This window comes from Dehalobacter sp. (genome assembly GCA_023667845.1).
Lineage (GTDB): Bacteria > Bacillota > Desulfitobacteriia > Desulfitobacteriales > Syntrophobotulaceae > Dehalobacter.
The window spans coordinates 69,276-82,512 of the sequence record JAMPIU010000053.1 but is presented as its reverse complement, the minus strand read 5'-3'; the positions used below and the strand labels follow the sequence as shown (position 1 = coordinate 82,512).

Annotated in this window: 11 protein-coding genes; 3 read left to right on the top strand and 8 right to left on the bottom strand. The window is 44.7% G+C overall.

The annotated features are described in order from the left end of the window. The first annotated feature begins 152 nt into the window (after positions 1–152). From metG to NC238_03955, 3 genes are all read left to right on the top strand, one after another. Positions 153–2,150, top strand: coding sequence for a methionine--tRNA ligase (gene metG / locus NC238_03965; protein MCM1565114.1), 1,998 nt, complete (start codon positions 153–155; stop codon positions 2,148–2,150). Continuing rightward, on the top strand, positions 2,147–2,944 hold the full coding sequence (locus tag NC238_03960) for a TatD family hydrolase (protein MCM1565113.1): 798 nt from the start codon (positions 2,147–2,149) through the stop codon (positions 2,942–2,944). The genes metG and NC238_03960 overlap by 4 nt, the downstream gene beginning before the upstream one ends. Before the next feature lie 396 nt (positions 2,945–3,340). Next, entirely contained in the window at positions 3,341–3,979 is a 639-nt protein-coding gene (locus NC238_03955; protein ID MCM1565112.1) for a cobalamin-dependent protein, read from the top strand. 186 nt (positions 3,980–4,165) lie between these two features. Here the strand turns inward: NC238_03955 and NC238_03950 are convergent, their stop codons facing one another. The 8 genes from NC238_03950 to NC238_03915 form a co-directional block, all read right to left on the bottom strand. Then, entirely contained in the window at positions 4,166–4,771 is a 606-nt protein-coding gene (locus NC238_03950; protein MCM1565111.1) for a DUF3786 domain-containing protein, read from the bottom strand. Between the two features lie 11 nt (positions 4,772–4,782). Next, on the bottom strand, positions 4,783–4,974 hold the full coding sequence (locus NC238_03945) for a CooT family nickel-binding protein (GenBank protein ID MCM1565110.1): 192 nt from the start codon (positions 4,972–4,974) through the stop codon (positions 4,783–4,785). Between the two features lie 73 nt (positions 4,975–5,047). After that, positions 5,048–6,982, bottom strand: coding sequence for a corrinoid activation/regeneration protein AcsV (gene acsV / locus NC238_03940; GenBank protein MCM1565109.1), 1,935 nt, complete (start codon positions 6,980–6,982; stop codon positions 5,048–5,050). A gap of 51 nt (positions 6,983–7,033) precedes the next feature. After that, positions 7,034–9,160 (bottom strand): acetyl-CoA decarbonylase/synthase complex subunit alpha/beta, encoded by a 2,127-nt coding sequence (gene acsB / locus NC238_03935; protein MCM1565108.1) that lies wholly within the window; start codon positions 9,158–9,160, stop codon positions 7,034–7,036. A gap of 55 nt (positions 9,161–9,215) precedes the next feature. Next, the gene (acsE, locus tag NC238_03930) at positions 9,216–10,001 is read right to left on the bottom strand and encodes a carbon monoxide dehydrogenase/acetyl-CoA synthase methytransferase subunit (GenBank protein ID MCM1565107.1); all 786 of its coding nucleotides are present in this window, start codon (positions 9,999–10,001) and stop codon (positions 9,216–9,218) included. Between the two features lie 86 nt (positions 10,002–10,087). Further along, entirely contained in the window at positions 10,088–11,443 is a 1,356-nt protein-coding gene (acsC, locus tag NC238_03925) for an acetyl-CoA decarbonylase/synthase complex subunit gamma (protein MCM1565106.1), read from the bottom strand. 51 nt (positions 11,444–11,494) lie between these two features. Beyond that, positions 11,495–12,439 (bottom strand): acetyl-CoA decarbonylase/synthase complex subunit delta, encoded by a 945-nt coding sequence (gene acsD, locus NC238_03920; GenBank protein ID MCM1565105.1) that lies wholly within the window; start codon positions 12,437–12,439, stop codon positions 11,495–11,497. 19 nt (positions 12,440–12,458) lie between these two features. Continuing rightward, positions 12,459–13,226, bottom strand: a complete 768-nt coding sequence (locus NC238_03915; GenBank protein ID MCM1565104.1) for an AAA family ATPase — start codon at positions 13,224–13,226, stop codon at positions 12,459–12,461. Positions 13,227–13,237 lie beyond the last annotated feature (11 nt).

Genomic DNA, 13,237 nt, shown 5'->3' with positions numbered 1-13,237 from the left:
CAAAATTATAATATTTAATTTGTCGAAACAATCTCATTGGCCTTGACAGTATTTCCTGAAGTTTCTTATATTAAGAAAATGCAAACAAAGCAAACCTTGAAACTGCTGATGATAACGAATTGTCTACCGTAAATAAAAGGAGGTCTATTCCTGTGAAATATTATATTACCACACCTATTTATTATCCCAATTCCAGTCCTCATATCGGGACTGCGTACACGACTATTGCGGCGGATGCGATGGCCCGTCTGCGAAGAATGAAGGGCGATGATGTCTATTTTTTGACCGGGACGGATGAGAATGCGCAAAAAATTGTACGGACTGCTGAAAATGCCGGGATGGATCCGCTTACATATGTTGACGGAATCGTCGATAAATTTAAGGAATTCTGGAGACTGCTTGACATTTCCAATGATGATTTTATTCGAACAACAGAAGAACGGCATGCCAAAGTCGTACAGCAAATATTTACAAGGCTTTATGAAAAGGGCGATATTTACAAATCTGAATACGAAGGTTGGTACTGTACACCTTGTGAAACTTTCTGGACAGAGAACAAACTTGTTGACGGAAAATGTCCGAATCCGGATTGTGGAAGACATGTGGAACTTCTGAAAGAAGAAAGTTACTTTTTCAGGATGTCCAAATACAGTGGCAGACTGCTGCAATATATTCAGGACCATCCCGATTTTATTCAGCCTGCTTCGAGAAGAAATGAAATGATCCGCTTTATTGAAGGAGGGCTTGAAGATCTCTGTGTATCGCGTACGACCTTCCAGTGGGGCATCAAGGTCCCTTTTGATCCGAAACATGTGGTCTATGTCTGGCTCGATGCCCTGATCAACTATATCTCTGCGCTGGGCTATCCTGACGGCGAAAAATACAAAACTTACTGGCCGGCCAATGTTCATCTTGTTGGCAAAGATATTGTCCGTTTCCATACCATTATCTGGCCAATTATTTTGATGGCGCTTGATCTTCCTTTGCCCGAGAAGGTTTTTGGCCACGGATGGTTCTTAAATAAAGAAGGTGGAAAAATATCCAAGTCAAGAGGAAACGTTCAGGATTCATTTCAGTTGATTCAGAGATATGGTGCTGATCCCATTCGGTATTTCCTGTTAAAAGAACTACAGTATGGGTTGGACGGTACCTTCTCCGAGGACGATCTGGTCGAAAAATTAAACAGTGATCTGGCGAATGATCTTGGAAATTTTGTGTCTCGCACCTTGGCCATGGTCGTAAAATACCGGAATGGAATTGTCCCAGGACCCGGAGAAGATACCGATCTGGAGAGGGAGATCAGAGATTTAAGCAGCAGGGTAAAACAAGGGACAGAAGAAAAAATGCTGGCCTGTGATACGGCGGCTGCGCTTGAGGTCATCTGGCAGTTTGTCAGCAGGTGCAATAAATATGTCGATGAGACAGCTCCCTGGAATCTGGCAAAAAGTGAGGATAATCAGGACAGGCTGGATACGGTGCTTTATACATTTATGGAGTGCATCAGGATCCTAGGTATTTTATGCTCCCCCTTTATGCCGGGAGTACCGAGAAAAATCAAACCCCTCCTGGGAGATACAGATTTCTTCAAGGACTGGGAACAGGCAGACAGCTGGAATGTTATTCAGCCGGGCACAGCCATCCGAAAGGGAGAAGCTATTTTCCCGAGAATCGATGTCTCCGCATATCTTGAGCAGGTCAATTCTGAAATAGAAAGGTGTGTCACGCAGGTGCAGGGGAATACAGACCATCAACAAGAAGTAAATCTAGAAGTCAGTCCTTCGCAGCCGGAAAATTCGCAGCACATGGCGGAGATGGCTCCGCTCAAGGAAGAAATCAGCATTGAAGAGTTTGCCAAAATGGATTTTAGGGTTGTTAAAGTGCTGCAGGCAGAAAAAGTAGAAAAAGCCGACAAACTGTTAAAACTGGAAGTAGAAATGGGTGGGGAGCGTAGAACGATTGTATCTGGTATTGCCCAGCATTACAGCCCCGAAGAACTTGTCGGCAAAAAGGTTATTCTGGTTGCGAATCTTAAGCCTGCCAAGCTCCGCGGAATCATGTCCCAGGGAATGATTCTGGCAGCGTCGCAGGACGGAGAGCTGGAGGTGCTTAATGTTCAGAAAGATCTTCCGACAGGGGCTCAGGTCAAATGATCTGGGATACGCATGCGCATTTAGAGGATAGCCAGTTTAGCCCGGACAGGGATGAGACCATTGCCCGAGCTACCGCAGCTGGTGTAACGACGATTGTAAATGTCGGCTCTACCGAAAAGACAAGTCAGGATTCGGTGAGGCTGGCTGAAGAATACCCGTTTATTTATGCAGCAGTAGGCATTCATCCGCACGATGTTGAAACTTGTACGGATAAAACCTGGGAAACGTTGTTCAGATTGGCGAAGAACCCGAAAGTTGTTGCCTGGGGAGAAATTGGTCTGGATTATTACAGGGACATTTCGCCACGGGATGACCAGCGCAAGTGGTTTATTCATCAATTAAAACTGGCCAATGAAGCCGGTTTACCGGTGATCATTCATAACCGGGATGCACACGCGGATGTTCTCCAAATTATTAAAAATCATCTTCCTGAGGCAGGCGGCGTTTTTCATTCTTATTCAGGCTCCTGGGAAATGGCAAAAGAACTTTTGGCCATGGGTTTTTATTTGTCTTTTTCAGGACCGCTTACTTTTAAAAATGCCCGTCATGCCCCTGAAGTCGCGGCGAAAGTGCCGGAAGATAGGTTCTTAATTGAGACAGATTGTCCGTATCTTACTCCTGAGCCCTATCGTGGCAAACGAAATGAGCCTGCTTATGTGTGTAAAGTGCTAGCCAGAATTGCGGCAATCAGAGGAATGGAGATCAGGGAAGCAGCCCGTCTGAGCAGTGAAAATGCCCGCAGATTGTTCAGAATGGATCAGCTTCAGTGTGAGGTAGGTAGTAATCTTCAGTGATCTGCAAACCGAACGGAGAGATGCATTATTCTGAAAATTTTGGCGGTTTTTTGTCAAAATGGTCATCTTTTCTATTGTGAATACTCCCGGTCTAATGGTAAAATATATAGTGTGTAGGAAAAATGCAAATACTAAATCAGATTAGACTCGTTCAAGTTTTGAGAGGGCTAATAATTTTTTTCACCATCTTGTAGATACAGCTATACACCGATAGCGGAAAGATGTGTTTTGAAACTGGAGTCTTTGATTAAAAAACACGTACCAGACAGGAGGAGTGCAAGATCTCTCGGTTACCGGAGGATATTATTTCAGTCCTAGAAACAAGATATTAGTATTAAGCGGATGCGAATTTTTTGATAATTGCTTTGCGTTATTAATTTTAAGGAGGAAATATAAATGATTGATCTGAAAGTGTTAACAAATGCCGTAGGTGACCTAGACGAAGATAAACTGATGGGGATGCTGAATGACTTTGTTGCATCAAAACCTACCGAAGAAGAGGCTCAGTCCGTCGTTACGGCCTGCCAGCGGGGGATGGCAAAAGTAGGCGAACTGTTTGAAAGCGGCGAATACTTTGTAGGCGATTTGATTTTTGCTGGTGAGCTCTTAACCCAGTCCATCGATATCCTGAAACCGGTAATCGGCTGCGACGAATCCGCCAAAGTAGGCAAGATCGTACTGGCCACTGTCGAAGGTGATTTGCATGATATCGGCAAGAACATTTTCAGAAGCATGTCTGAAGCAGCCGGATTTGAAGTCTTTGATTTGGGAATCGACCAAAGCCCAAGCGCCTTCATTGAAAAAGTCAAAGAAGTACAGCCTGATATCGTAGGGATGAGCGGTGTACTGACGCTAGCCCTGGAAGCGATGAAAAGGACGGTAGATGAATTGAAGGCTGCTGGTGTGCGTGACAGCCTCAAAATTATTATTGGCGGAAACCCTGTAACAGAAGAAGCCTGCAGGCAAATTGGTGCAGATGCATTTACCACGAATGCAGCCGAAGGTGTTAAGATTTGCCAGAGCTGGGTAAAGTAAATATCTGGTGTATAAGCCGAAGCGACCACGTTCAGAAAAGCTAAGGCGTTTTGGATGTTAGCAAGGTGATAAGGGAAATAGTCCGCTGGGACTGTTTCCCTTATCGCTGTTTGGAGCTGCAAAAAAGTTTCAATATAAGGAAGCGTCCTTGTCTAGCTTGTTTGGATTCATGTTATAATGATCTATTTACTTCGCAAGTTCCTTCAAAAAGCTTAGCGCAATATCGCAGACAACAGCATGATCTTCAGCATTAAAGTAATCTGGTGTATTGGCATCAAAAAGAATATTGGCTCCCGCTGGAAATTCCTCATCGCCGTTCCAGAGAATAAAGGTGACATAAATATTGTTAATAAACTGAAAACGATAACTTAGGTCTCCGTACGTTGTTTTCACTGCATTCTGCTTTTGCATCCCGCGTTCCAAGGCAGGAAAATCCTTGCCGAACATCCTGGCAAGCCGCATGATACAACGGCCGTAAAAATTCGGGTAGTAAACCTGTCCGCCCGAGACTTCCCGATAGGTGATGTCCCTTTGGGTAGGTGCTGTACCCTTGGCGTTGACCAGGTAACGCAGGATTAATGTTAGAACCGGAAAGTTTGTAATTTTGGCACCGTCAGAATCACAGATTTCCCCTGAAGGGTAGGAGACAAAATAAGTTGTGCCCATTAATAAAACACGAAACTCTTGCTTTTGCCTGTCATACGTTGCTCCCGATTTCCGGGATATTTCCACAGGGTCACAGTCTTTGAGTTTCGCGCGAATATATTCATAGTGCATAGGTGTATCAGGCACGTGCTATTCCTTTACGCTTTTTCAGTGATCAGGATTTTATGTTCCAAGAGTTTTATTTCCTGAATGATGCCGCTAATTGTTTTTTCGTCTCCCAATAAACCTGTTAAAAAGATCTTACCAGAGTCAACCTTCATGTTCGCAACATTTTCCATAACCATTTTCTCTCCATTAGGAGTCAGAACATAAGCGTTAGATTCACACATATTAAATCACCTTTCTTAACAGTTATTTTTATGCCTGTCAGACGGGGCTTCAATCCAGTTGCTTAGCATTAATTTAGACGATTTTTCGCTGGTTCTTAACGGTTGGGAATCTTTCAATTTCAGTGTGGGGAAGGAAACAGGCAGATATGAATTCTCCCATGTAGGAGCTGTCGGCACTGAGTTCAAGGTAAGTCATATGGGAGGCAATATCCTCGGCTTTTTTTCTGGCGTCAGTGCTTTGCAGAGTCAGATAACTGCCTAACAAGGAACTATTGCCGAGATATTCAAACTTTTCGACCGGAAGGTCCGGGAAAAGCCCAATCGTAATTGAGTTATTCATATTGATATTCGTGCCGATCCCACCAGCTATATATATTTTGTCTATTCCGGAATAATCCATACCCATGCTTTTTAATAATACGACCACGGCAGAGTAGACAGCACCTTTGGCCCGAATAAAATTTTCCAGATCAATTTCGGTAATCGTGATATCTTTGGGGATATGGTATTCTCTGCTGAAAGCCAGCACATATTCGCCGATCCCATATTCATCAGAACGGATACGGTGGGTTTTCAGATGGCGGTTCAGACGGCCCCGGCTGTCAATGATCCCTGCCTTGAACATTTCGGCTATGGCGTCGATGATCCCTGAGCCGCATAAGCCGAGCGGCAGTTGATTATCAATTGTATCTATAGTAGGTTCAAAAGTTTTTCTATCGATCTTGATATTTTCAATCGCGCCTGGTGCCGCACGCATTCCGGAACTTATTTCTCCGCCTTCAAATGCAGGTCCGGCTGAACAGGCACAAGTGAGCAAGAAGTCTTTATTGCCAAAAACAATTTCACCATTGGTACCTAAGTCCATAAAAAGAATATTTTGATCTTCCGACCACAGGCCAGAAGCGAGCACGCCGGCAGTAATGTCTCCGCCAACATAGCTTGATACTGAAGGCAATATGTAGATAATGCTTTCAGCATAAGCCTCTAATCCGAGGTCGCCAGCTTTAAGGTATTCAGAACTAAGGAAAGCGGGAATATAGGGATCCTTCCGCAAATAGTCCGGATAAACCCCGAGCATGAGGTGCATCATGGTTGTATTTCCTGAGGCGACGATCACGCTGATCGCGTCTTTGGAAATACCAATTTCCTGTCTCATTTTCTTAAGCAAAGGATTAATTGTTTCTTTGATAATTGCATTGGTTAATTCCTGTAAGCCATTTTTTTTGGTTGAGTGGATAATTCTGCTGATCACATCAGCGCCATATCTGATCTGGGCGTTTCCGGCAGAGGATTTGGCAATAATCTGTCCGTTATGAAGATCGACCAGAATGGCAGCTACAGATGTAGTGCCTACATCTATAGCTACCCCATACAGCTTGTCGGATGTATCTCCGGGCTCAATATTAATGACTCTGATTCGCTCGCTGGTTTCTGCGAAATACGTTACGGTCGCCTGAAAATCATTTTCCCTTAGAATATGAGGGATTTTTTTGAGGATAGGCAGTTGGCAGACGACTTTGTGATAAGCGCTGTTTTTAAGCAGATGTCTTTGGATTCTGTCCCAGTCGGAGAGGCAGTCATCAAGGCTTGGCAGGTCTAACTCCATATAGACCTTTTGAACTGGAGAGCTAAACAGAATATGATTCTTGGCAGCCATGTTAATAACGCTGTCGATGATATGCTGATCTTTTGTTCCAGCCAAATCTTCAACTTTCATACCGCTTAAGACGGACGTTTGGATCGCCGGTACCTCAACAGTGATATCACCGTTAATTTTGGAATTACATGCTAAAACAAAACCCTGTGCTAGTTCAGATTCAGTAATGTGATGGCTTTTACGAAAATTTACACTGCCTTTAAGAACCTTTAGCTTGCATTTGCCGCATGATCCGAGTCCATTACAAGGCGCATCAAGGAAGATACCAGCTTTGCGGGCCGCATCGAACAGCGTCTCACCTAATTTGGCAATCACAACGGTGTTTTCAGGCATAAATTTTACTTTAAACATGTTGCACCATACTCCTTCTGATAGGACAGTCCTATAACAGTACTGCTTAAACTACATCAGCGGATCCATTGTTAGTGCAGGGTGGCCTTTTTCACTTAGATACTCTAAGACTGCTTCGGACTCTGAAGCGATGGTTTCATCGCAAATCATATCGACAAAGTTATCAATTCCATACATTTCTTTCGCAGTTGCATTCAGTTTGTCAGCAACGAATTCCTTGAGTTCTTTCGGCATCCAGACAATACGTCCGGGACCGCCCTCAGCTGAGATGAATTTCTTAGAGGAAATAAACTGTCTGCCATGTCCCATAAATCCGGGAGTCTGAACGCCGCCGCCTGTCATGGAAGCCAGTTCGCCGAATGTCATACCTACCGGAGATACGCCGGAAAACTCTCTGTTCACGATGACAATGCCATTGGCTTCCGGCATTATGCCGGCGATACATTCAAAGCAGCCGCAGGAAGTCATCGGATCTTCCAGTAAACTATACAGCGTGATCTGGCTCAAAGCGCCTTGGGAGTGCCGTTCCACGGTTTTGTTGACTTCTTGCCAGATACCTTTGACGGGATCATCAACAAGACCTTTGGTAATTGGCTGACAAGGACCGGTTGGATCGAGCTCAAAAGTAGCTTTGGAATCAAGCCAGCTTACGGCGCCGCATAATCCTAGTCTTTCCGGTGTAACAATGCACACATGGGAAGGGGCAAAGGACTGGCAGAGAATACAGGTATAAAAAGTGTCGACACTTTCATCAGTCAGACTGGCAATACGTTCGTCTCTTGCTGCATACTTGGAAACCACCTGCTGGGCCTTTACTTCTTTGACTTTGGCAGCATCAGTGATAATTGTAATCTGACATTTATCCACGACTGCGCCAAACTCGTCCAGCATCTTGGCATACAGCACTTCACCAAAATGGCGTAGTCTGAAGCCTTTTTCGTAAGCATCCTTGCTGATACGAATCCAGGTGGTGTCTCTCTGGCCGACGTGCATGATGCCTTCAATATAGTTCATAAAATAGTGAATTCTTCTTTCCAGAACCGGTTCAAAATCTGAATGCATGCTCTTGCCGGCTACTTCGACGAGTACTGCCAGAGGCATTCTTCCGGGTACCTGCTGTACGGTGTCAATATCGTCACCAATGAGCACAATCTTATGATCCTCAATCTCACTGGCTTCTCTTTGCGTAACAAGCTCCCAGGAATCTGTTTTGCTGCCGCCGAATTCAACAAACATAGCATCTTTTCTGATTCTCTCTCCTTCAAAAGCAGCAGCAAAAGCAACCGGAATAGGAATTTCTGTGATCTTTATCTTAATGCCTCTGATCTCAAGGGAAGTTGCAGCCATTTTATCGTAATCTTTTTGGGTGATAAGCTTCATCGGGACTTCGGCAACATCCTGGTCGGTTACAACTGGGAAGCCAAGGTTAATCGCTGCTGCGCCTGCAGCAACTTTGTAATTGCTTAAAGGGCCTACGGCATTGATAAAAGCTTTCAATCTTTTATAGGTATAACGCTTGAATTCTTCCCAGTCGCCGGGGGTCAAGGCTCCGAAGATTAAGGCAGCGCGGATGGTTACCGTAACGACGTGGATTACAGAGGTCATGTTATAACCTAAAGGCATGACCCTGAACTCAAGTCCTACTTTGACCCCGCCTTCAATGGCCTGATTGATGACCTTACCGACAAGGAAGGTTAAAAGCCCTTTAGCTTGGTATTCTTTGATGACTTTGGCGGCTGATTCGGGGTCCGGAAACTCACCAATGATAACCGCCTGCCCCGGGATATCGTCCATTACGAGACCAACACCCCAGCCGCGGATAATCGCATCCGTCAGAAAACCCATGCACGGAGCTTCATAGGGCTTTTCGTCCATGACATACTTTAAAGCTTCAATAATTTCGGAAGAGACAGCAGCTGCCATACCGGCATTCTCTGCTTCTCGAAGCTGCTCTTTTTCCACAATAAGGCTTCTGACAAGGTCTAAAGCACCTTCAAGTTCTCCCAGGGTGCCTATTTTTTTGCCGGTAATGGCATAAATAAGGGACAGGGAGTAAGCGGTGTCCGGAAAAGCAACTTTATGCTCTCTTCCTTTTAAGGAGATTGCTTTTTCAACATATTCGGCAGCAGTATCGAGAGCCTGCTTGGCGCCTGCAAATATGGTGCTATATAAATTCATGTATATTCCCCTTTCCGTAGAATTCCCCCAGGCCGTTGCAAGACGAGGCTATCAATTATAGCTCCAGGTAGGAATCGGCATATAACATATTGCCTTTAATCATGTCGCAGGTTTTGATTGTCTCCATAAGCCTCTGATCGCAAGGGTTAACAATGGCTGCGGTCAGACCGCATTGCATGGCCATTGCACAATAAGTAGCGTCAATGATCGGACGGACATGTTTCGGAGCGCCATTGGAGACATTGCTTAAGCCAGCATTGGTTCTGAGGCCCATCTCCGTAATTTGACGAATGGTCTCAAGGACTTCCGTTGCTTTTTCCTGCATGCCTTTGATGACTAGGAACAGCGGGTCAAATAAGAGATCCATTGGGTCGATACCAAGCATCATTGCTTTTTCCAGCATTTCGGTACAATAAGTGATGCGCTCTTCGACGTCAGAAGGAATACCTTCTTTAGCACACAGGGCAATAGCCATGGCATCGTTGGCGGCGGCGACTTCTAAGAGTCCCAGTCTCGGACCGGCATCGGCAGAATTGATAATCGGTTTGCCTTTGGAACGGTTGTAGACCCTGATACCGGCTTCAATGGCTTTTTTATTGGCCGTATCTAAACAAATTGGAACATTATCAAATTCATTCTGCAGAAGCTGAACGGCCCAGGCCATGACTTCTTCGCCGTCCCTTTCAGCAGGTCCGATATTCAGGTCAAGATAAACAGCACCGGCATCTAGCTGTTCTTTTGCTCTCTGGAAAATTGGGGCAGGATTACGGTCAGCGATAGCCTGCCGAATGACCGGAGAAATACAGTGGATTCTTTCACCAATGACTAAAAATCTGTCCATGTTAGGAGCACCTCCAATTTTTATTGAGAACGGAACACTTTAGATTAATAAATTAATACTTTAGGTCAATTCGTGTCTTTTTCAGTTCAGTTAATGCCTTCCATCGTTCTTAAAAATTTAGGAAGATGCATGGCTTCATCAGGACCAATGATAACTTCCCAGTCAGGAAGGCTGTCCTGGATGTCACCTTTCAGAACGGCAACTTTTCCAGGAATAATAAGCTTTCTGCATTTTGTTTTACTTTCAATGCCGGATTCTTTAATGAATTTAGCAATGACCGAACCGCTGAACTTGCCTGCGGCCCATGCTGTAAGGACGGAATAACCGCCGGCATCAGGGATTCCCAGCCAGGCCGGTACTTTGGATCTCTCCACTTCACCGGAAACAACGAAGTAAGTCAGAGCAAAGTCAACCGTAATCAAAACAGGTGAGCTGTCGCCGGGGTTGTTGATCGGATAGAATTCCGGTTCAACTCTCATCGGTTTCTGCGGGTCAGTATAGATATTCTGTCTTAAACCGAAGAGCGGGAGAGCGCGGGCGTAATCCATATCGTCCATAACAATAAGGGAACCATATTTCATGGTGAACAGGGAGGCCAGAGCAACTTCCATAAATTTGTCACCTTTGGCCAGCTCGTTGACAAAGACTACGGAAGGATAACCAAAGGTTCTGTCTTGCTCTTTTAGAGCTGTTCTGCGGATCTGTACAGCGTTGGTAAAAGCTTCACGTGCAGAAGCGCTGCCGATATCCAGCAGTAATTCTTTGTAATCAAGTTTCTGGACATTTTCGACCAGATCATACAATTCGGCAAGTGAGGGTGCTTTTAAGCCGAGAGGGAGTTTGAGATCCTTGACCAAAGCAACCATTTCCTGATAGTTGTTGCTGTCAGCGCCGAATACGATCGGGAGTTCATCTTTGACCAGTTCCAAAGTTTCTTTCAGCACGGAAACATCGGGGCATACCAGCATGTAGGCTACTTTTAAACCGGAAGCTTTAACTTTACTGACTAAAGAGAGATAAGCGTCTTTGTTGCCAACATACTGTAGGGCAGCAATTTCAGCTCTCATTTCTTCGCCGATCCGGACATAGTCGACGTTTTTCATATTGGCGATCTTCGCATCGATTTGTTCCTGGGACATCGCATCGGAAAGCAGTACAGCAAATCTGTTGCGGTTGACAAAGGTTTTCTCGTGACGGAAAAGAACAATTTCACCGCCAAGTTTACATTCGGTTTCTCCTTTGCCGAAAGTCACGACCTTCATCAGGGGAGCAGTGGACTCAGAGAGCTTTGCCATCGCATCATCACTCATGTGCGAGCACTTGCTTATTTCTACACCGCCAGCTGCTACCTTCATCGAAAAAGCCATACAGGTAGGAAAGCCACATTCTTTACAGTTGGTTTTGGGAGTCAGTTTATAGATATCCAATCCGGACATTGCCATTTTCATTTTCCTCCTTGAATCAAAAGTAGTATCAAAATTCTTAAATATTAATTATTTCAGGTTATCCACGAAAGCACGGATTGTCTCTGCTGAACGCGGATGACGTAGAACAACAGCATCGGAGCCGACGGCAATAACACTGGCGGCTGTAGAAACCTCCATAGCAATTCCACGCTCTTCCTGGCAGCCCCATTCCGGAGAATCTTCCTCTGTAGAGGCAGACTCTTTAACGTTCCAAGTATCAAAAGAAACGGGTGTAATAATCGGCATCTGTAAGGTTTTATCATTTTGACCCAAAGCGGCCAGTCTGATTCTGTCAATGGTCGAAGCGACATACTCAAAACCGTAACCGACAGGTGCGGTCCCAACATTCATTATGATATTTTCGTTTTTGACTTCCAGTTGGTTGATTAAAATATTTAATTGCTTAGCCAGGTTGATGTCAACCGAGGACTCAGCCGCTACTTTATGTTTATAAGCTGTTACGCCAGCTGCGGCAACAGTCTTATAGTTATCTTCAACAGCGGATAACAAAAGGATATTTTTACCTTCCAGCTCTTCGGCTACTTTCTCAAATAATTTAAGGTCTTTCTCATAATTTTGTGTCCCGGCAATAACAAGAGGCAGTTTAACAGCATTGGCAACTTTCTTAGCCAGAGTGGCACATTCTTCAACGGATTTATTTAGACCATTCGGATCTGCGCCTTCAAACCGTAAGCAAATGAAATCAGGTGCAAACTTTTCTTCAGCATATTTGGCCCATTCCACAGTATTTTCTGCAGCTGAACCATAGATGGACTTAAGACCATCTGCCCAATTTTCTGGGTAAATATCGAGTATTTCCAAACCAATCTTTACGCCGCTGCCGGTGTCACCGTCAAAACTGTAAAACGGAAACACATTCTGTCCACCGAGAGCTAAGGTGTTCTCCCCTGTCCCTAATTCCAAGTTGTAAATGCTTCCACTATACTTTTGGACTGAGGTTTTAAAAGCCACTAGAATCTCCTCCTTCTTCTTATAAACCAATTATTTGGCAGATATCTTTAATTGCCCGTTTTGATAAACTGTCATCAGGCAAATTAACCAAGGCTTTTCCCTGAGAATCATACGCATATATCAATGGATCCAGGGCAATGATCCCCAGCAGTTCCAACCCCTGCAAAGATATTTCTTCAGTAATCCCCTCGCTTAATTGTTCATCTGGGGCTTTATTGACAATCAAATATTGTTGAGCTACTTTCAGACCTAATTCTTTAACCAACTTGTTGATTCGGCCAACGGCCTGAATGCCGCGGCGCGAGCAGTCGCTAACGAGGATCAGAATATCAATGTTTCTTGCCGTTCCCCGACTCAAGTGCTCCATGCCGGCTTCATTATCGATCACAACATAGTTGTATTTATCAGAGACTTTGTCAAGCTGTTCCCGCAAAATCCCGTTAACAAAACAGTAGCAGCCTTTGCCTTCGGATCTTCCCATGACGAGGAGGTCATAACCATCTCCTTCGGTGATCCCGGTATTCAGTTGGTACTGAAGGTACTGGGCCTTGGTCATTCCTCCGGGGAAGCCATCACGCATGGTTTCTCTTAAGTTTACTTCTTCTCTGATTTCTCCAAGCGTAACTTCGATTGTTTCTCCCAGCACTTCATTCAAATTGGCATTGGCATCAGCATCGACGGCAAGTACAGGTCCTTGCTTATTTTTGACAAGGTAATCGATCAAAAGGCCTGTAATGGTTGTTTTTCCGGTTCCGCCTTTACCGGCTACCGCAATTGTTCTTCCCATCTAAATTGCCT